Below are 17,257 nucleotides of genomic sequence, written 5' to 3'. Positions count from 1 at the left end.
TTTTATCGTTTCCATACTCTATATCGGAGTATTTTCTAATATGTTTAATGACAATTTAGAATTTTTTATTTCACCATCTTGATTCACTCTTATTTTTAAATGTCTTCCTTCTTCGCTCAAATATGTATTACTTTTTACATCAAGAGTTTTCAAAACAGGAAGCCTAATAGAGTCCATAACCGATTTTCTTGGATGCCATTTGTTCAAGGTAATCTCTTCTCCCTCATACAAAATTTTACAGAGCGATTCATGATCAACCCCAGCTGACAAATACCAAGTCGTATTGATTTGATTTAATCGGATTTCATTAAGAAAATCATCCAATGAACCAGCAAGACCTCCGTGATGAGGAACAACTACAGCCATTTCTTCTATCGACTCTAAATTTATGTATTCTAAGCATCTTTTCAAACTAAGATAATGATGATCACCACTAAACATTAATAATGTGTTAGCTATCTTTATGATTAAGATAAGACCTCCATTATTTCTACTTTGTGAATATGAAGTTTTGTACAGGCCTACATTGATTTTGCTACTGCTCAAATCCGGAAATAAAGGTGGTTCTTTTATGATATGCACACCCCCCGCAGCCCTGGGCGACTGTTTGATGCAACATAATTTATCCCCTAATATTTTGGACATCCATTTTATTACTTCTACGGAAGTTTTTGAAGTATGTGCTTCTGGTACAACTACTTTATCGAATAAATCTAGTTCTTCGTCTGCGAAGCTCTGTATGACTGAATAATGATCTAAATCCCAGTGACTGATTATTAGAAGTCTTTTAGTTTCTGAGCTTTTATTCGCTTTATAATTTACTAATGGTTCATTACCAATCACATTTTCAGGAGTGAACAAAGTTGAGACTCCATTTTTTGTGTAACAAATATTTTTCATTGAAAATCCAATGTCATATAAAATCTCGTAAGTAGTATTATCTATCTGAAATTTAATCTCACTCCAATTCCCTCTTCCTACGAAATTAATTTTCGCTTCTAACATTAGTTATCATCCTTGTCTAAATAATTTTCGATCAGATATAAAATTGTATGCTTTAGAGTATTTACGTGTCATTTTTCGTTTTCCAATAATATCTTCTTCGAGTACTAATTCTTTATAATCTCTCCTATCGTCGATACCACTAGCATAAATATCTACAACTCCAATGATCAGTTTATAAAAAATGTCATATTGATTTAACAACTCTTGAAACGCTTTACTATCCAAGCTGTTTTCAAAAAGAAGATTCACTACTTTTGAGGATAATTGAAATACTTCATCCTCCTCTAAATTTTCTCTAATTCCTCTAAGAAATATATGACTTGATTTCAATTCACGTACTCGCTTCTCTATTGCTTCTTCTATATTTACACCGAGTGTTTCTTGATTGGAAAGGAAGTCTACAAAATCACTTTCTACCACGAAATCAATAATATACAGGGTTTCAATCTGTTTCAAATTTTCGCTTTCAATCACTTTCTCAACCCGAAACAAATAGTATCCCGATTCGTTAATCATAGTTATCACCTCAATTAAAATGGGACGACCTTTTTTCAAAGATTGTCCCATCAATTTACGCTTCCACCTTCACTTGCTCCGTCTCATTCTGTAAACTTTCCGCGACACGCACGAGTTCCGTCATCGCCCCGTTCACTTCCCCGAGACTGGCTGCCTGCTGGCTCGCCGCCGACGTCACTTCTGTGGCGTAACGTGACGCCTCTTCGACCATTCCGACAATGCCCGCCGAGTTCGTGACGACCGAATCAATCTGACCGCGCGACTCATCTAAGAGCGCATCGACCGAATGGACGTGGCTGTACACTTCGTTCGCCGAGTTGTGAATCGTCGCGAACGCACCGCCCGCCTTCTCGACAAGACCGACCCCTGTCTCGACTTCCGCTTTCACGTTCGCCATCGAAGACGACGTGTCACCAACAAGACGTTTGACGTCGACAATCAAATCGGTGATCTCTTGCGTCGAGTTCGCCGTCTGTTCAGCGAGCTTTTTGACCTCGGCCGCGACGACCGCGAAACCGCGTCCGTGTTCGCCGGCCCGTGCCGCTTCAATCGACGCGTTCAACGCCAACAGGTTTGTCTGTGCTGAAATGTCACTAATGACGTCCGTGATCCGTGAAATCTCACCTGTCATCTCCGTCAACTTGCTGTTGAGCGTCGACGACTGCTCGACCTTGCCGGCAATCGCATGCATCGCATCGACCGACGACGAGGCGAGGCCTTTCCCGCTCTCGGCCTCGTGTTGCATCTCACTCGCCGCATTCAAAGCCGAGCCCATCTCGTTACGAATGTTTTCCATCGTCCGGGCAACAGCCCCAAGCAAGTCCATCGAGCTGTACGTCGCGTTGACGTTGTCTTCGAGCATCTTGTTCAATGCGTCCATCGCTTGGCGGATGTTCTCGCCGGCGACGTTCCCTTCTTGGACGGCCGCCGCGATTTCTTGCGCCGAACCCGTCAATTGGTCCGCCGTATAGCGCATGTTCGTTCCTTGCTCTCGGAGGTGTCCGACCATGTTGTCCATCGACAGGAGCAGACGCCCCATCTCCGAGCGGTCGTTCGTCGACTCGTTCGCAAATTCGACCGTCAAGTCACCGTTACCGACTTGGACCGCCTTATCCGACGCCGACTCGATCGCTTTGAGCGGACGGCGCGCAATCAAGTAGATGACGATACTGCCGATAGTTGAAATGAGAAGCGACACGGCCGTCCCGACGAGCATGACTTGACCTTTTTCCATCTCGAGCTCCGTAAGTAATAGAAGCGTGATGTACCCGACCGAACCGCCCGTCACGATCGATGTGACCAAAATCCACGCGAGTAGCTGCGTCGTAAAGTTTTTGAAAATCTTCACTGTAAGTTCCTCCTCTGTGTAATTCATCACCTTCTATATCGTCTCATTGGAAGCTTTTGTATAGCGTTTTCAGTTGAACGTTTGGTCAATGAAAAAACGCCCTCCATATGGAGAGCGTCGATTCAAAATGGATCTTCTTTTGTCGACACACGCGACCGTTCCCGCGTCGTCGTGAGCGCATCGATTGCGAGTGCGATCGCCGCCGCCCAGTGGAGCAGCATCCCGACAATCGGGATAAAGCCGAGCACCGACGCCGTGATGCCGACGATCGGACCGAACGACAATCGGTTCAGCCGGGTGAGCGACAAGACGAGCACGACGATATGGAACGCGAGCATGAAGCCGAGCGGCGAGTAGCCCATGCTGATGATGAACAGACCGCCGAGGATTGGGATTCCAAGGAACGCCTCAAACGCCGCCCCGAGCCATTTCAAATTTCTGACCATGATGTTCACCTCACAGTTCTAATAGGTAAAACTCATATCCGCCATTCTCCGCGAAACCGGCCCGCTTGTAAATCTCGAGCGCGGCCTTATTCTCCGTCTCGACATCGAGTTCGAGCTTCGTCCGGCCCATGCGGAACAGCTGCTGGACCATCTGCTTCAACATCTTCGAGCCGTAGCCTTTGCCTTGCTCGCTCGCCCGGACACCGAACGCGTGGATACTGCCCGCGTCGTCGCCTGAGAGGAGCGCGCGGATGACGCCGACCGGACGACCTTCGACCTCGCCGATATACGTCACGCGGTCCGGCGTGTCGATTTGCCGATAAATGTTTTCCGTCACATCAATCGGGTCACCGAACGCCTCAGATAGCGTCTCGATGATGAGCGGACGGTCGGCGTCCGTCGCCTCGCGGAGCGACACCTCGTTCGGCTTCAAGAACAGCTCTGCCTTTTTCAAGACGAGGTTGTACTCGGAGAACCGATACGCCGCACCAAGGTGGTCGACGACCGCCTTGCCGGACTTCGACTTCCGGTCGATGACGAACGTGAATGCCTCGCAGCCGTTCGCTTTCGCGTCCCGCTTCGCCGTCTCCAAGAGCGCCTTGAACACACCTTGCTTCCGGTAATCCGGATGGACGAGCGCGTTCACTTCATATTCGTTCTCGAGATACGGGAACAACATCAAATACCCGACGAGCAAATCGTCCGCGTAAACCGCGTAGTCGTTCTGTCCGACCGCCTCGTGGCCGACTTTGACGTCAATTCCGTCAAAAGTGTTGACCGCTGCTTCGAGCGCTCGCACGTCTTCTGGTTGTCTCACTTCTTCTACTGTATAGTTCATACCATCACCTCGCCTTTATTGTAGCACAACAAAAAGCCCGCCGAAGCGGGCGGACTCATAACGTGCGGAACTCGAGCTCCGGGAGCGTCTCAAGGAGCTCCGTGATCTCGTCCGTGTGCGCCTCGGCACCCGGCACGGCTTCGGTCGGTTCGACCCAGAAGAACGTCTTGTCGCTCGCACCGAGGTAGTTGCCGTAGCCGACTTCCTCCGCGAACGCCTCTTCTGACAACTCGCGGTCGACGAGGTCCAAGTGGAACAACAACTGGTCGTCGCCGCCCTCAAGATTGTAGTAGAGGTCGAACGTGCCGTAGCTCGCCTTGTCGCCGATATCAGTCACGTCTTGCGACTTCTCGATGTAGACGTCTCCGCGCTCGATCGCCTCGGCGATCTTCGACGGGAGAATGATCTCATAGCCGAGGGCACGGTCCCGAATCGTCTGCGACGTGTCATCGGTCCGTCCCCGGGACGAGACGACACCGACCGTTGCGACAAGGGCCCCGGTCACGCCAAGCGCGACGGCCCACTTCAATGTTTTGTTCATGTTGATCCACTCCTCTTTATTCCTGCCATGAGACGATTATCGCACAAAATGCAGGCAAATCATTAAATATTCTGAAAAAATGTTTCGGGATGCGTTGACGCACGTTCCCCAATCCCATACGATAAAAGTATCGCATTATAGAAAAGAGGAACCGACATGTCTAACGAATCCCAATTATCACGGGCGCAACTCGACGCGCTCTTAAAAAACGTCTTCGCCCTTCAAATCCCGGTCATCGAGAAATTCATGACCGACTTGTTCAAACAGTACGTCTCGACGGCGTCCACGTTCAAGCAGGACATGGACACGATGAAAGCGACGGACTGGCATAAACAGTTCTTCGGCCAAAAGGCGATGCCGCACCTCTTCATCGAGAACCTCGGCTTCGGCGCCTCGTTCCGTCACCAGGAGCAGGACAAGCTTGTCAAGATCCCGGAAAACATGACGATCGTGAAACCGGACTCGGACGCGCAAATCGAAGAGATCTTGCAGAACTTAGAGAAGACGCTCGCATCGATGCCAGCCATCAAAAACAAAGGGCTCGTCAAGAAGTTCTATAAAGAGACGCTCGAACTCGTCTGCCAGCTCGGCAGCCGTACGGGTATGATGGACGATTTCTACGCCAAAGTCAAAGGCAGCCTCACAAAATCGTAACTGACAAACCCACGTCCGCGGACGTGGGTCTTTTAATACGTTCCTTTCGGCTCAAACGTCACCATCTGTTCGACACTGGCCAAGATCGGCTTCGCCTGATCGATCAATCGCCTTGTCACCGGAAGCGCGAGCGACTGTTGGTGGGCGGCCTCGCTTGCCCACACTTCATAGACGACGATCGCGTCGTCGTCGAGCGAGACGCTCACCCGATACGCCTCGCACCCCGCTTCCTGTTCCATCGACGTGGCGGCCTCAAGCAATATCGCCAGCAACGTCTCCCGCTCTCCTTGCATCGCGGTCAACTTGCCGATTATCCCATACGCCATCTTCATCCCTCCTTCCCATATCGGTCAATCGCAACTGGCTTCTCCATCACCTTGAGTGAGGCTCGGCTATGCAACGTCACCCCAATCATGACAATCCCGATCCCCACGAGCGACAGCCCTGACGGCAGTCCCGCCTGTAAAATCAACATCTCGCCGACGAGCGCGAACAGCACCTCGAGCGCCTGTGTCGCCTCGACCGTCGCGAGCCGGCCCATGTCGTGTTTGACGAGATCGGTCGCCTTGAAGAAGAGCACCGTCGCGATGACACCGGAAAGTAACGCGACGAGAAGCGTCTGCGACACTTGCGCCCCCGATGGCGTCCCGGTCGTCAGCCCGTAACCGAACAACAACAACCATACCGGGAGCGAGCCGACGCACATGCCGAGGATGCGCTCGAACACGTCGAGGTCGGTGTGGGCCATCATCTTCCGGTTGCCGAGCGGATAGGCGAACGCGGCGACGAGCACCGGCAAGACGCCGATCAGCAGGAAGCGCGGCTCGAACGTCTGTAAAAACTCGACTTGCATGAGGACGACCCCAAACAAAATGATTCCGGAGAAGCGGAGCGCCGTCCACGGAATCTGTTCGCGTGTCCCGTCCGCTCGTTTAAAGAGCGGCGACAAGAGCGCCCCGGCGAGGATCGTCACTTGCCACGTGCCGGCGATGAGCCAAGGCGGTGCCTCGACAGCGGCGATACAGATCGGGACGTAAAACAGGCCGAACCCGACCGTCCCCCAGACGAGCCACGGCACCGGGTCGTCTGCGAGTGCCTTTCGCACTCGCCCCAATCCGCCGCGCATGGCGACGACGAGGACGAGGAGCGGGATCATGAACAAGAAGCGGAGCGAGGCGCTATACGCCCAGTGGCCGCCCCCGATATGCATGGCTTCATTTAAGACGAACGTGCTCGCGAAAAAGAGTGCGGCGAACACGCCGAGGATGAGCGGACGCATCGCATCCCTCCTTTCTGAATCCCCACTAGTTCCATACGTTGTGTCAGATTCCCTGCCTCGACTGCTTAAAACGCTATGAGATTTGTTATACTGTTTAAAAAAGGAAAGGGGCGGATGTCTATGCAGCGTCCACCGATGCCTTCCCCGTCACCGGAGGAAGTGACGCGCTTGAAGCGCGAACATAACCCGATCAAACGGACGGAACTCGTCGCCAAAGGACTCCTCCTCTTGTTTGGCGCCCTCATCTTCGCCATCGGGCTCGAGGCGTTCCTCGTCCCGAACCAAATCATCGACGGCGGCATCGTCGGGGTGTCGATTATCGTCTCGTACTTGTCCGGCACGAAACTCGCCATCTGGCTCGTCCTCTTCAACTTGCCGTTCATCTACTTCGGCTATCGTCAAATCGGGAAGACGTTCGCCGTCGTCACGTTGACGGCGATCCTCCTCATGTCGGGTTTCACGATTCTGCTACATAACATCGAACCGTTCACGGACGACCTGCTCTTGTCGACCGTCTTCGGCGGCTTCTTGCTCGGCGTCGGCATCGGCCTCGTCATCCGCGCCGGCGGTTCGCTCGACGGGACGGAGATTTTGGCCGTCGCCTTCACGAACCGATTGCCGTTCTCGGTCGGCGAGATTGTCATGTTCTTCAACATCTTCATCCTCGGGACGGCCGGTTTCGTCTTCAGCTGGGACCGGGCGATGTACTCGCTCCTCACGTATTTCATCGCCTTCAAGACGATTGACGTCGTACTCGAGGGACTCGACCAATCGAAGGCGGCGTGGATCATCACGACATCGCCTGAAGACGTCGGCCAGGCGATCATGGACCGGCTCGGCCGCGGCGTGACGTACTTGCACGGGGAAGGGGCGTACACGGGCGACGGGAAGAAAGTCGTCTTCACGGTCATCAGCCGACTCGAGGAGACGAAGCTGAAAGACATCCTCGACGACTATGACGATAAGGCATTCCTCGCCATCGGCAATATTCACGACGTCCGGGGCGGACAGTTCAAGAAGAAAAATATCCACTAAAAAAATCGGCCACGGCCGATTTTTTGTTTACCCGATTTTCACTTGGTCGCGACCATCCGCCTTCGCTTGATAAAGTGCGGCATCGGCTCGCTCGAAGACGACCGTCCCCGGTTCTGCGTTCGCAATCGACACCCCGACCGAGATCGTCATCGGAATCGGTTGGCCTTCGAACGTATACGTCGTCTCACGGACCGCACGGACGAGCCGTTCGGCGAGTTGTTCGGCGTCATGCGCGTTCTCGGTCACCATGACGAGCTCTTCCCCACCGTATCGTCCGACGAATCCAGCTTCCGGGCAATGGTCGCGGAGCGTCGTCCCGATTCGACGCAACACCGCATCCCCGGCCCGGTGGCCATATGTATCGTTCAACTGTTTGAACCGGTCGACGTCGATGACGAGGAGTGCCCACGGAAGACCGGACGCCTCGACGTCGTTCAGCCGCTCGAGCGTCATATACCGGTTCGGCAGCCCCGTCAACTCGTCGACGGTCGCTCGCTGCGTGTGGAGTCGGAACATGCGCAAATGCGTCTCGATTTGCTTCGCGACCCAGTAGCACATCCAGCCGCCGAAGAATGTGATGACGAAATACGGCAGGAACACATTCGTGAACGCGTGCATCGGAATATTCCCGGCGATGCGGAATAAGACGAGCACGGCCCCAAACACGAGATAGGCCGAGTATAAGTGACCGCGCCGCAGTGACAATCGATTCAAGACGAGCGATAAGACGAAGAACAGGCCGAGTGTGCCGAACGAGCGGATGAACTGATCGGTCATGCCGTCGAGCCCGAAGCGACCAAGAAGTGTCAGCCCAATCGTGACTGCGACCCCGATCGGTCCGGCGTACGCCGCCGCCAAGGCGAGCGGGATGATGCGGAGGTCGATGCGCGCCTCCCCGACCGAGAACGAATTGACGGTCAACAAGACGGCCGCGAGCCCCATCGCGAGCCCGAACCATACCCGGACAGCGAGCGGCGACGCCACTTGCACCGGCAACACGTGTCGCATCAAGTAGAGCGTGAGCGACAAGACGAGATAGATGATACTGATATTGATAAAGAAGATATTGACAACTTGACCCAAACGACCGCACCCTTTCCCCGAAATTCCCATCCATCGTAACGCATGATCAGGGCGACTGTCATCCGTTAATAAGCTACACCAATGAAAAAAGCCGAAAGCTCACGCTTCCGACTTGTTTTGCATCATCTGTCGCATCAAGTTGGCGCTGTCCCGGGCCGACTCGTTCTCGGCCTGCATCTGGACGTACACTTCATGGCGATGGATGTCGATATGGCGCGGTGCGTCAATCCCGAGCTTCACTTGGTCGCCCTCGATCGCGAGCACCGTCAGCGTCACGTCGTCGCCGATATGAATCGCCTCGCCTTGTTTTCGTTTCAATACGAGCATCAGCGCACCTCGCTTTTCTGGCCGCCGAGCGGGAAGCGCGCCGGGTAGGCATCGTCTAGGATGACTTGTTTGCCGCGGCGCTCGTTCGTCTCGATGACGATCGGGGCCTTCAAGTTGAGCGTCGACGTCTCGAACGGTTCGCGGAGCGTGACGATGGCATACACCGACACGTGTTCCGCCTCGTCGATGCCGAGCTGGTCTTTCGCCCCGTCCGTCAACTCGAACGCGTAATCCGGCTTATGCCAGAACGGGTTCGTCACGACGAAGGCGCACGCCTTGTCCTCGAGCGACTGGAGCGACCAAAACGGCAGGTCGTCGCCGTACGGGATGAGCGCGAACGTCTTCGATTCCGGGAAGCCCGGGATCTCACTGACGAACGAGATCGTCTCTTCTTCTTTCACTTCGATCTTGCCAAAATAATCTGTCTCAATGAACATGGATCTTCCTCACTTTCAACGCGTCTCATCATACATCCCACCGACCGCCCACATCTCGAGCGACGCCTGTTGACGGAGCGAGATGTCCGTCGTCCATGGCGTGAACGAGAAATCGGTCGGGGTGAGCGATACATCAATCTGTGCCGGTGTCACGTTCCACTCGATTTTGACATCCGCCGGCGTGTACGTCAACTTGACGCGGTCAATCGACTTCGGCATGAATTCGAGGTCGACGACCGGATACGGGTCGTTCACTTTGCTGGCGGCGATCTGTGGAATCGGGTTGCCGTTCTCGATCCGCATGAGCTGGTCGCCTTCGCGGGCGGCCATGCTCGTCGCCTCGCGCGCCCCTTGTTCACCGAGCCCGCCGAAATGGCGGCCGAGTTCGAGCGCGCCTTTTAAGTTGCTCTCGCTCCGGGCGACCGACGAGTCGACCTCGAGCGTCCCTGGTGTCGTCCGCTGCGTCATCTCGGCCTTCCCTTGCGTCATCGTCATGTCGGCCCGGCCTTGTCTCATCTCGAGCACGGGCCGGTTCGACGTCATCTGGATGGCAGCATGCGTCTGCCGCATCTCAAGCCTCGCGAGATTCATCCGCCGTTACCGAAGGAAGTCGAGGAGCGTCGGCTGGATGATGCGGGCACCGGCCGAGAGTGCGGCCCGGTGCACCGTCTCATGTGACTTGAGTTCCATGATGACGCGCTCGATGTCGATGTCCTCGTTGTCCGACATGATCGTCTTCGCGATGATTTCGTGGTCTTGCAGGCGATTGTCGACGAGCTCGAGTCGGTTCGCGCGCGCGCCGAGTTCGGCCCGCTCCGTGATCAAGTTCTGCCCGAGCGTGTCGAGCGTCGCGAGCTGTGCCGACAAGTCGGCCCCGCCCGTATCCGGTTTATTTAACATTGTACTCAATTTATGGAGTCCCTCGAACAGCTCTTTTCCAAATATCGTTTCTGGTTGCATATTCACTTGCATCGTAATACCTTTTGACACCTCGAAGGAAATCTTGCCGCTGTCCGTCGGCACACCGCCCGTATAGATCGAATCGACGTCCGCGTCCGGGTCGGCGAGGAACGCCTTCAGCGCGGCCATGTCGATGAGCGGCTGGTCCGTCTTCGTGCCGTTATAGATGTACTTCTCGCCCGATTTCGCGTTCGCGAGCGAGCCGATATGCTCGACGAGCTGGTCGATTTCACTCTTGATGATTTGACGTTGTGACGACTCATACGTGTCGTTTGCCGCCTGCGTCGTCAATTCGCGAATCCGTTTGACGGCTTCCGTCACTTCGTTCAGCGTCGAGTCGGTCAAGTCCATCCAACTCGTCGCCTCGCTGACGTTACGGCGGAATTGGTCGACCTCGCGCACCTCGGTTCGGTAGCGGATGCCTTGCATCGCGACGACCGGGTCTTCCGACGCTTTTTGAATCCGCTTTCCGCTAATCAATTGTTCTTGAACACGGGCAAGTGTGTTATAGCTACTTGATAAGTGTTTCAAGTTTGTCTGTGTAAGCATCGTCTGTGTGACACGCATCAATCATTACCTCCCTACAATTCCCATGCCGTTAATGATTTTATCGAGCATCTCGTCGACGGCGGTAATATTCCGGGCCGCCGCATTATAAGCGTGTTGATACTGGATCATCATCGTCATTTCCTCATCAAGCGACACGGCGCTCACCGACATGCGTCGCTGATCCGAGCTCGCCATGAGGGCAAAGGTACTCTTAGCAAGACTACCGTTTTGACTTGCCTCGACAGCCATGTTCCCAATAACGTTTTGATAATATTTCCCAATCGAAGTCGACGTCGTAACAGAGCCATCAAAACTAAGTGAGAATTCTTTCAAGCGAGCGAGTGCTAGCGCCCCGCTGCCATCGCCGATGTTGCCGTCCTGTGACGCGGCAATCAAATCAAGGTTCTTCATAAAGTCATCGCTCACTTGGATGGTCGAGGCTTTTATCCCTACATTCGTACCTGATACAGAATCAATAAAGAAATCGTCTCGCCCTTCCACACCTGCCGCATCTTTGTTTAACTTATGGGTATTGTTGAACGCTGTCGCGAATACGCTTGCCATTTCATCTAAGTCTTTCAGCATTTTCGTGAAGGCCCCGTCATGCATATCGACAAGTGCTTTCAACTTTCCATTCGGCATATCGTCAAACGTCATTGGAAGCATTGGGTCTGCCGCAAGCGCCCCCGCATCTTTATAACCAGAACTCCCAATTGAGCCAACCTTTCCATTAGCTGCATCCACTAACGTTACCGGTGTTTTTGTCGGAGTCGTATTCAAGTTAATGACAATATCAATACGCCCTTCCGCCATCCGTTGCGAGTTCCCGCGCGTCTCGCCGTTCAAATAGTCGATTGGTTTGCGCTCGAATTCGATATATCGGGCAAGTTCGTCCATGTAACGGTCACGTGCGTCATACAATTCGTTCGGTAACACGCCGAGCGGTTCCGCATCTCCGATTTGACGGTTAACATCACTGATTTTTGTTAAAAGATCGTTCACTTTCTTGACGACAACGTCCGCTTCTGCTTTTAAATCGTCCTGCACTTTAGTAAGTGAGGAGGACATATAGTTGAACGTACTGGCTAGCGTCATCGCCCGTTGGCGCACGACGCTACGCGCGCCCGTGTCGTCCGGGTTGACCGACAAGTCCTGAAGCGACGCCCAGAACAAGTCGAGCGACTTGGCGAGCCCGTTCTCAGAAGGCTCGTTGATGATGTCTTCCATTCGTCCGAAGGCCGCTTGCTTCGTCGCATAAAACGAATTCTTTACCGTCTCATCTCGATACTGCTGGTCAATCATCAAGTCGCGAATCCGAGCGAGCGTCTCGCCGCGGACACCGGTCCCGAACTGTCCGGCCTTCGTGCCGCCGAAGTTGACGCTCAGTTGTTCGGTCATGCCGATCGTCAGGCGTTGGCGTGAATAGCCCGGGTTAGAGGCGTTGGCGACGTTGTTGCCGGTCGCCTGGAGCGCCCATTGGTGTGTCGAGAGGCTCCGCCGTGCCGTCTCCAATCCCATAAATGTTGAACCCATCAATCTTCCCCCTTATACGTCGCGGCTGAACGAGCGTGTCTCGAACGCTTGTTGGCCGTAAGTGAAATCGTCTGCGTCTGGCATGAGCATGTCGAGGTGCCAGTTGATATAGTTGAGCGACTGTTCGAGTAGCGCGGCGTTCAATTCGTTCTGCCGTTTCAGTTCGAACAGGACCGGTCTGAGTGCTTCTTTCTCTTCATCGTCCAAAATGAGCAAACCTTGAAGTCGTTCCGCTTCTTTTTGTGCGATTTGCCGGACGAGTTTCGCTTCTTCCTTGACGAGCGTCGTGAAGGCGGGCATGTCGCCTTTGATCAAGAGCTGTTCTTTCTCGTAGGCGAGTTCGAGCAAACGTGTATGTAATGCGAGCATAAGTCTCTCCTTTTTCCAAAAAAAGAGCCGACTAAAAAGGGGTCCCCTCTAGTCAGCTTCCGTGCCGTGTTATCCGTGCGAAGGCCTCAAGCGGACCTTGCTTCCATTCATCCTTGTAGAAAGCGTTTGGCGATGTCGCGCGCGTCCCGTGAATACGTCCCTGCGTCAATCTCGGCCTTCAAGGCGTTGATCTTCTCAAGGCGTTCCGGATGTTTCACCGGTTCTTCAAACCGGGCGCGGGCTTCCGCCGATATCGATAGTCGGTCCGTTTGGCGTGTTGGCTCGGGCTTCGTCTCGGCTTGCGTTTTCTTCTCGTACGTGTGTGGTAAATGTACCCACTTGGCAGAATCGATGCGCATGCGTATCCCCCCTCTTGATGTTAGTCCAAACGATAAGCGCGAGCGCTTGGTTTCGTGATGCTTTGTTGTAAACTGTGCAGTTCTTGCTGCATGTCGGTCTGGCAACTCGTACAAACTTTTCCGGCGTTCGTCGGTTCCCCGCACCGGACACAGCTGATGGCGAGACCTGGGTTGTCCTTGATGATCAGGCGTCCTTCATGGATATATCGCGTGATATCAAGCTCGGAGACGCCTGTCGCTTCGACGAGGGCCCCGATCGTGGTCTCTCTATTGTCTGGTTCACGGATGAAGTCGCGCACTTTCAAGAAGTTTTGAAAGTCGACTTCCCCGCAGGACGGGCAGTAAGGCGAGCGGCCTTGTTTCATGAACAGGCGTCCGCACTTTTGACACGTTGTGGCTTCCATTGTCCTTCACCTCTGCCTTTTATATCGGACGCGTTTTTGATTTGTTTAGCGCCCGGAACAAGCAAACGGCAGAAACTTCTCGGTAGCCCGCATGTTTCAACGTGAGCGCCGCCTGATGGAGCGTCGTCCCTGTCGTATAGACGTCGTCGACGAGAACAATTTTCTCACATCGGACTTCGGTTTGTATAGCGAACGGGTTTTGACGGTGCCGCCTTTCTCCTTTCCCAAGTTCGCGTTGACTCAAAACCTCTGTCTTTTGAAGTAGCGGCCGCATCGGTCCGATGGCACGGGCGAGCAGTTCCGCCTGATTGAAGCGTCGCTGCTTTAATCGCTCCTCGCCGAGCGGAATCGGTACGTACCACACGCCTTTCTCACGACACGCCCGGAGGACCGGCTTCACGTGTTCGACGAGCGCCACGTCCCCGCCGAACTTGTACCGGTGGAGCCAGTTCGCCCCGGCCTCGTCATAGGCGTAGAGCGAGCGCACGGTCAAGTCGAGACCGAGGGCGAGCCAGCGGATGCAGTCCGGGCACGTCTTCTCGTCCTCGGTCGGATGCCCGCATCTCGGACAGCCCGGCACGAGCGGGGTGAGTGACGTCTCGCAGTCCGAACAGACCCAGTCACGTTTGAACAACGTCGACGGCGTCCATTTGACATTGAGCGGTTTCCGACAGACGAGGCAGTTCATCGGCGATTCGCCCGTTCAATCGCTTCGATGGCCCGGTCTTGACGCCACGTCCGCTCGTTGTAGAAGAAGACGACGTCCCCGGTCGGCGCGTCCGGTTTTCGTCCGGCCCGCCCGGCCATCTGGATGAGACCGCGCGAGGTGAAGAGCATATGTTCACTCTCGATCACGGCGACATCGACCCCGCGCACCGTCATGCCCCGCTCCCAAATCGACGTCGCGAGCACGATGCCGTTCGTCGAGGCGAGCCACTCGAGCGTGTCCGTCCGCTCGTTCGTGTCGGCCGAGACCATGCGGACCGTGAAGCCGGCATCGGTCAAGCGTGCCCCGTAACGGACGAGGTCGGCCTTCGTCGGCACGAACAAGAGCCGCGGCGTCTCTCTTTGGCAGAACGCGATGATCGCCTCATCCGTCTGTCTGACGAGCGTCGGGACGGGCAAGTCATGCCCGTGATAGCGCCGGGACAAGTGGACGGTCGGGAACTGACGCTGCCAGACGGTCGGGGTCGCCGTCACGAACAAGAAGACGCCTTTCCCGGCGCGTCGAATCGTCCACCAGAGCGACAAGTCAAAGGCGAACGGGAACGCGTCCGACTCGTCGACGAGCACGTAGTCGAAGACGTGTTTCAAATTCAATAGGAGCGGTGCCGTCGCGACGGTGATCATCCCGACCGTGTCTTTCTCCCCACCGCCGTAACGCCTTGTGATCGGGACGGAGAAGGCGCGCTCGAGTCGGTCGGCCCATTCGATGGCGACATCGCGACGCGGCGAGACGATGAGGACACGCTTCCCAACGTTTACGACGCGTTCGATGACCGGGAACGCCATCTCCGTCTTGCCGGACCCACAGACGGCGTGGACGAGGCCGGACGTCTTCGTCTCCCACCACTTCAGGAGCTGTTCGCTCACATGTTCTTGGCCGTCGCTCAAGTCGAACGGCATGACGAGCTCGGTCGGCTCGACCGGCGTCGTGACGTCGAGTTCTTTTAAGAAGTCACAGCGGCATACCCGACCGAGGTGGAGACAGTTGCGGCAATAGCTGCAGCTCCCGTGAAGACACGTGAAACCCCGGACGTCGGTACTCAGGCAGCGTTGGCACATGCCGAAACGGATGGCGCGTTGCCCGTCTGGATGGATGACAAGTTGTCCCATGAAATCAGTCCTTTTTCTCTGACGCTATCAGGTTGACTGGTTACATGACACACGAGTTATCGTCCGTAAGTCGACGCCTTTCGTTCTTTAAGCGGATGTGTTCAAATACGCAATCGATTACGATAATGGAAGAAACAGACTTTTTTAGTGAGGAAGTGGTATGTATGCGGCGTTTTCTCGGGACGCTGATCGGAGCCGGGCTCATCCTGTACGGGGTCGGTACGCTCCTATCACACACATTGTTCGGTGACCCGCGAGATGAACAGCGAGCAATCGCGACGGCGGAACAATACGTCACGACGTACTATCCACATATCGAGGTATCGGCGGTACACGCTGGGCTACAGATTTGGGGGAGCGATGCGTACGTCGTCACATTTGCATCACAAACGAGCGAGGACACACAGTTTGATGTGGTCGTAAACGGGGATGGCGCGATTATCAACGATTACTATGATGACGTCCTGTCCGGGACGGTGACGTTCAATCGGCTACATGCAGAATATCATCCGCTCGTGGAAACAGCCCTCCGCTCGCTCCCTTTCGACTATGAGTTGTATGAAGAAGTGTTGACCATCTATGAAGGCGAAGGTTCGGCCGAGGAGGCGCTCGACCCGGCGACGCTCATCCTCGACCACCCGTACGACATCAAACAAATCGGACGCGATCACGGTTCCCTCGTCATCTGGATTGAAGGCGAAGATGCAACGGCGCAACATGCGAGTGAACGGATGCGTGACGTCAAGCGCGTGCTCGACGAGGCCGACGTGCCGTTCCGGACACTTCTCATCTCGATTCAAGACGGGAACAAGTCATTCTATTCCGGACGCGTCAACGCGGAAGACATCGATCAGGAAGGTTTGGTTGAACGACTGCAACGAAATCATAAAGAATGGATGGAGATGGAATGACCGACGGGTAGACTAAACCTCCTCGCTTCAGAAACATCGTCGCCCCGCATTGATGGAACGACAAAAGGTTCATCCGCAACACACGCGGATGAACCTTTTGTTATGCCTCTTTGACGTCAGGATGGACGATGAGACGGACCCGTTCGACGTGATGCTCTGTCATCTCGAGGATGGTGAGCATGTAGCGGTCGAACTCGAACGTCGTCCCGACGCTATTCTCGTCCCGGTTGACTTGGAGCCAACCGCCAAGCGTATCGATCTCCTCGGCGTTCTCGAACATGAGGCCGAAGCGTCCTTCGAGCTCGTCGAGGCGGACGCGTGTGTCGATGTCGTACGTCGACGCATCGACCGTATGGATCGGGTCGACCTCGTCCTCATCGAACTCGTCACGAATCTCGCCGACGATCTCTTCAAGCAAATCTTCGAGCGTGATGAGGCCCGATGTGCCGCCATATTCGTCGAGGACGATAGCGATATGCGTCCGCACCTCGCGCATCTGTTTCAATGTATCTTCTAACGGTGTCATCTCGTGGACGACAGGCAACTCTTTCACGTACGCCTTCAAATCGACAGAAGGTTGCATCGCCAAGCCCATGAGCACTTCCTTGACGTTAATGTAGCCGATTAAATGGTCCTTGTCCCCGCCTTCCATGATCGGATAACGGGTGTACTGGCTGTCGGCGAACGTCGCGAGCACTTCGGCGCGCGTCGCCTCGATGTCGATCGCCTCGACTTTCGTCCGCGGCACCATGACGTCTTTCGTGACGTGCTGGTCGAACGAGAAGATGTTTTGCATCGATGAATTATAAAATTAAGTGCAACACCCA

At 54.5% G+C, this 17,257-nt stretch carries 23 protein-coding genes; 3 read left to right on the top strand and 20 right to left on the bottom strand.

What is annotated here, in order from left to right; translation table 11 throughout:
• Positions 1–18: 18 nt before the first annotated feature.
• The 6 genes from RT52_RS06240 to RT52_RS06215 form a co-directional block, all read right to left on the bottom strand.
• On the bottom strand, positions 19–1,005 hold the full coding sequence (locus RT52_RS06240) for a hypothetical protein (protein ID WP_034815948.1): 987 nt from the start codon (positions 1,003–1,005) through the stop codon (positions 19–21).
• A gap of 6 nt (positions 1,006–1,011) precedes the next feature.
• Entirely contained in the window at positions 1,012–1,572 is a 561-nt protein-coding gene (locus RT52_RS06235) for a hypothetical protein (RefSeq protein WP_156028787.1), read from the bottom strand.
• A gap of 4 nt (positions 1,573–1,576) precedes the next feature.
• Entirely contained in the window at positions 1,577–2,869 is a 1,293-nt protein-coding gene (locus RT52_RS06230; protein ID WP_034815942.1) for a methyl-accepting chemotaxis protein, read from the bottom strand.
• 122 nt (positions 2,870–2,991) lie between these two features.
• The gene (locus RT52_RS06225; RefSeq protein WP_034815939.1) at positions 2,992–3,315 is read right to left on the bottom strand and encodes a hypothetical protein; all 324 of its coding nucleotides are present in this window, start codon (positions 3,313–3,315) and stop codon (positions 2,992–2,994) included.
• Positions 3,316–3,325: 10 nt separating this feature from the next.
• Positions 3,326–4,153: a GNAT family N-acetyltransferase gene (locus RT52_RS06220; RefSeq protein WP_034815936.1), complete on the bottom strand. Its 828-nt coding sequence runs from the start codon at positions 4,151–4,153 to the stop codon at positions 3,326–3,328.
• A gap of 55 nt (positions 4,154–4,208) precedes the next feature.
• A complete protein-coding gene (locus tag RT52_RS06215; RefSeq protein WP_024370476.1) occupies positions 4,209–4,694 on the bottom strand; it encodes a hypothetical protein in 486 nt (161 codons plus the stop codon).
• A 156-nt stretch (positions 4,695–4,850) separates the two neighbouring features.
• Between RT52_RS06215 and RT52_RS06210 the strand changes: the two genes are divergently transcribed.
• On the top strand, positions 4,851–5,348 hold the full coding sequence (locus RT52_RS06210) for a hypothetical protein (RefSeq protein ID WP_034815933.1): 498 nt from the start codon (positions 4,851–4,853) through the stop codon (positions 5,346–5,348).
• A gap of 32 nt (positions 5,349–5,380) precedes the next feature.
• Here the strand turns inward: RT52_RS06210 and RT52_RS06205 are convergent, their stop codons facing one another.
• Positions 5,381–5,674, bottom strand: coding sequence for a putative quinol monooxygenase (locus RT52_RS06205; protein ID WP_034815929.1), 294 nt, complete (start codon positions 5,672–5,674; stop codon positions 5,381–5,383).
• Positions 5,675–5,676: 2 nt separating this feature from the next.
• Positions 5,677–6,627 carry a DMT family transporter gene (locus tag RT52_RS06200; RefSeq protein ID WP_034815926.1) on the bottom strand — a complete coding sequence of 317 codons (951 nt, stop codon included), beginning with the start codon at positions 6,625–6,627 and terminating at the stop codon, positions 5,677–5,679.
• 120 nt (positions 6,628–6,747) lie between these two features.
• Here RT52_RS06200 and RT52_RS06195 point away from each other — a divergent pair, with 120 nt between their 5' ends.
• Entirely contained in the window at positions 6,748–7,662 is a 915-nt protein-coding gene (locus RT52_RS06195) for a YitT family protein (RefSeq protein WP_034815923.1), read from the top strand.
• Positions 7,663–7,689: 27 nt separating this feature from the next.
• On the opposite strand, the gene RT52_RS06190 is transcribed toward RT52_RS06195, so the two are convergent.
• The 11 genes from RT52_RS06190 to RT52_RS06140 all read right to left on the bottom strand — a co-directional run bounded on the left by RT52_RS06190 (position 7,690) and on the right by RT52_RS06140 (position 15,519).
• Positions 7,690–8,745 (bottom strand): GGDEF domain-containing protein, encoded by a 1,056-nt coding sequence (locus RT52_RS06190; protein ID WP_034815920.1) that lies wholly within the window; start codon positions 8,743–8,745, stop codon positions 7,690–7,692.
• Positions 8,746–8,844: 99 nt separating this feature from the next.
• Positions 8,845–9,072 carry a carbon storage regulator CsrA gene (csrA, locus tag RT52_RS06185; protein ID WP_024370483.1) on the bottom strand — a complete coding sequence of 76 codons (228 nt, stop codon included), beginning with the start codon at positions 9,070–9,072 and terminating at the stop codon, positions 8,845–8,847.
• The gene (gene fliW, locus RT52_RS06180; RefSeq protein WP_024370484.1) at positions 9,072–9,509 is read right to left on the bottom strand and encodes a flagellar assembly protein FliW; all 438 of its coding nucleotides are present in this window, start codon (positions 9,507–9,509) and stop codon (positions 9,072–9,074) included. The genes csrA and fliW overlap by 1 nt, the downstream gene beginning before the upstream one ends.
• 15 nt (positions 9,510–9,524) lie before the next feature.
• A complete protein-coding gene (locus RT52_RS06175) occupies positions 9,525–10,079 on the bottom strand; it encodes a DUF6470 family protein (protein ID WP_245175477.1) in 555 nt (184 codons plus the stop codon).
• A gap of 27 nt (positions 10,080–10,106) precedes the next feature.
• The gene (gene flgL, locus RT52_RS06170) at positions 10,107–11,036 is read right to left on the bottom strand and encodes a flagellar hook-associated protein FlgL (protein ID WP_034815915.1); all 930 of its coding nucleotides are present in this window, start codon (positions 11,034–11,036) and stop codon (positions 10,107–10,109) included.
• A 6-nt stretch (positions 11,037–11,042) separates the two neighbouring features.
• The gene (flgK, locus tag RT52_RS06165; RefSeq protein ID WP_034815913.1) at positions 11,043–12,551 is read right to left on the bottom strand and encodes a flagellar hook-associated protein FlgK; all 1,509 of its coding nucleotides are present in this window, start codon (positions 12,549–12,551) and stop codon (positions 11,043–11,045) included.
• Between the two features lie 12 nt (positions 12,552–12,563).
• Positions 12,564–12,920, bottom strand: a complete 357-nt coding sequence (gene flgN, locus RT52_RS06160) for a flagellar export chaperone FlgN (protein WP_034815910.1) — start codon at positions 12,918–12,920, stop codon at positions 12,564–12,566.
• 107 nt (positions 12,921–13,027) lie between these two features.
• On the bottom strand, positions 13,028–13,279 hold the full coding sequence (locus RT52_RS06155) for a flagellar biosynthesis anti-sigma factor FlgM (RefSeq protein ID WP_034815907.1): 252 nt from the start codon (positions 13,277–13,279) through the stop codon (positions 13,028–13,030).
• Between the two features lie 20 nt (positions 13,280–13,299).
• Positions 13,300–13,683 (bottom strand): flagellar protein, encoded by a 384-nt coding sequence (locus tag RT52_RS06150; protein WP_034808221.1) that lies wholly within the window; start codon positions 13,681–13,683, stop codon positions 13,300–13,302.
• A gap of 19 nt (positions 13,684–13,702) precedes the next feature.
• Positions 13,703–14,371, bottom strand: coding sequence for a ComF family protein (locus tag RT52_RS15995; RefSeq protein ID WP_051690292.1), 669 nt, complete (start codon positions 14,369–14,371; stop codon positions 13,703–13,705).
• The gene (locus tag RT52_RS06140) at positions 14,368–15,519 is read right to left on the bottom strand and encodes a DEAD/DEAH box helicase family protein (RefSeq protein WP_034815903.1); all 1,152 of its coding nucleotides are present in this window, start codon (positions 15,517–15,519) and stop codon (positions 14,368–14,370) included. Before RT52_RS06140 ends, RT52_RS15995 begins: the two co-directional genes overlap by 4 nt.
• Positions 15,520–15,683: 164 nt before the next feature.
• Between RT52_RS06140 and RT52_RS06135 the strand changes: the two genes are divergently transcribed.
• Positions 15,684–16,430: a hypothetical protein gene (locus tag RT52_RS06135; protein WP_034815900.1), complete on the top strand. Its 747-nt coding sequence runs from the start codon at positions 15,684–15,686 to the stop codon at positions 16,428–16,430.
• A gap of 100 nt (positions 16,431–16,530) precedes the next feature.
• Here RT52_RS06135 and RT52_RS06130 read toward each other — a convergent pair whose 3' ends face one another.
• Positions 16,531–17,226: a hemolysin family protein gene (locus RT52_RS06130; RefSeq protein WP_051690291.1), complete on the bottom strand. Its 696-nt coding sequence runs from the start codon at positions 17,224–17,226 to the stop codon at positions 16,531–16,533.
• Positions 17,227–17,257 lie beyond the last annotated feature (31 nt).

The organism is Exiguobacterium alkaliphilum 12/1 (genome assembly GCF_000714435.1).
GTDB classification, from domain to species: Bacteria; Bacillota; Bacilli; order Exiguobacteriales; family Exiguobacteriaceae; genus Exiguobacterium; species Exiguobacterium alkaliphilum.
Note: the sequence above shows the minus strand (reverse complement) of the source record. Positions and strands in the feature narration are given on the sequence as shown.

Coding starts and splice junctions, on each gene's coding strand:
- RT52_RS06240 (WP_034815948.1), bottom strand. CDS start 1,005: ATGTTAGAAGCGAAAATTAATTTCGTAGGAAGAGGGAATTGGAGTGAG.
- RT52_RS06235 (WP_156028787.1), bottom strand. CDS start 1,572: ATGGGACAATCTTTGAAAAAAGGTCGTCCCATTTTAATTGAGGTGATA.
- RT52_RS06225 (WP_034815939.1), bottom strand. CDS start 3,315: ATGGTCAGAAATTTGAAATGGCTCGGGGCGGCGTTTGAGGCGTTCCTT.
- RT52_RS06220 (WP_034815936.1), bottom strand. CDS start 4,153: ATGAACTATACAGTAGAAGAAGTGAGACAACCAGAAGACGTGCGAGCG.
- RT52_RS06215 (WP_024370476.1), bottom strand. CDS start 4,694: ATGAACAAAACATTGAAGTGGGCCGTCGCGCTTGGCGTGACCGGGGCC.
- RT52_RS06210 (WP_034815933.1), top strand. CDS start 4,851: ATGTCTAACGAATCCCAATTATCACGGGCGCAACTCGACGCGCTCTTA.
- RT52_RS06205 (WP_034815929.1), bottom strand. CDS start 5,674: ATGGCGTATGGGATAATCGGCAAGTTGACCGCGATGCAAGGAGAGCGG.
- RT52_RS06200 (WP_034815926.1), bottom strand. CDS start 6,627: ATGCGTCCGCTCATCCTCGGCGTGTTCGCCGCACTCTTTTTCGCGAGC.
- RT52_RS06195 (WP_034815923.1), top strand. CDS start 6,748: ATGCAGCGTCCACCGATGCCTTCCCCGTCACCGGAGGAAGTGACGCGC.
- csrA (WP_024370483.1), bottom strand. CDS start 9,072: ATGCTCGTATTGAAACGAAAACAAGGCGAGGCGATTCATATCGGCGAC.
- fliW (WP_024370484.1), bottom strand. CDS start 9,509: ATGTTCATTGAGACAGATTATTTTGGCAAGATCGAAGTGAAAGAAGAA.
- RT52_RS06175 (WP_245175477.1), bottom strand. CDS start 10,079: ATGCGGCAGACGCATGCTGCCATCCAGATGACGTCGAACCGGCCCGTG.
- flgL (WP_034815915.1), bottom strand. CDS start 11,036: ATGCGTGTCACACAGACGATGCTTACACAGACAAACTTGAAACACTTA.
- flgK (WP_034815913.1), bottom strand. CDS start 12,551: ATGGGTTCAACATTTATGGGATTGGAGACGGCACGGCGGAGCCTCTCG.
- flgN (WP_034815910.1), bottom strand. CDS start 12,920: ATGCTCGCATTACATACACGTTTGCTCGAACTCGCCTACGAGAAAGAA.
- RT52_RS06155 (WP_034815907.1), bottom strand. CDS start 13,279: ATGCGCATCGATTCTGCCAAGTGGGTACATTTACCACACACGTACGAG.
- RT52_RS06150 (WP_034808221.1), bottom strand. CDS start 13,683: ATGGAAGCCACAACGTGTCAAAAGTGCGGACGCCTGTTCATGAAACAA.
- RT52_RS15995 (WP_051690292.1), bottom strand. CDS start 14,371: ATGAACTGCCTCGTCTGTCGGAAACCGCTCAATGTCAAATGGACGCCG.
- RT52_RS06140 (WP_034815903.1), bottom strand. CDS start 15,519: ATGGGACAACTTGTCATCCATCCAGACGGGCAACGCGCCATCCGTTTC.
- RT52_RS06135 (WP_034815900.1), top strand. CDS start 15,684: ATGCGGCGTTTTCTCGGGACGCTGATCGGAGCCGGGCTCATCCTGTAC.
- RT52_RS06130 (WP_051690291.1), bottom strand. CDS start 17,226: ATGCAAAACATCTTCTCGTTCGACCAGCACGTCACGAAAGACGTCATG.